Genomic DNA, 514 nt, shown 5'->3' with positions numbered 1-514 from the left:
GCCGTTCGCGCAGCCGCGCCGTGTCGGCGGGGGTGGCGCGGCGCAGCACGTCGTTGCGCGGGCTGCCGTATTCGAGCGTGGTGTACGCGGCCGGGAAGGCGCGCTCCCCGGTGAGCGTGGCGTGCCGGTTCGCGGACAGGACGAAGTCCCACTTGTCGGCGTCCGCGAGCAGCCGTGCGAAGTCCGTGCCGCGGGACGCCGCCGGGCGGTCGGTCAGGTCCAGGCCCACCCGCTTGAGCGGGGTGCCGTGATGGGTCTGGAGCAGGATCTGGCCGGGCCGCTTGACCAGGCGGTGGTCGAACTCCACGTTGTTCACCAGGTACTTGGCGCGCGCCAGCGCCGAGAAGTACCCGAAGCCGCCGGGCCGCACCCGGCGGGTGGCCGCCGGGACGGTCGCGTCCTGGTCGGGCGTGGTGACCCAGGCGGTCCGCATCGCGGGGACGAGCTCACGGACCTTCGCCTCGATGGCGGCCGGGCTGCACGCGTAGCCGCGGTTCCAGTACGCCGCGAACAC

General features: G+C 74.1%; 1 protein-coding gene. It reads right to left on the bottom strand.

Going from position 1 to position 514, the window contains the following annotated elements; all coding sequences use genetic code 11:
• On the bottom strand, window positions 1-514 hold a 514-nt coding region (locus E6R62_RS39120; protein WP_206309060.1), incomplete at both ends, for a CDP-glycerol glycerophosphotransferase family protein.

The sequence above is a fragment of the Streptomyces sp. A1136 genome, from assembly GCF_004795055.1.
GTDB lineage: Bacteria > Actinomycetota > Actinomycetes > Streptomycetales > Streptomycetaceae > Streptomyces.
This window is presented reverse-complemented; position numbering and strand designations above follow the sequence as displayed.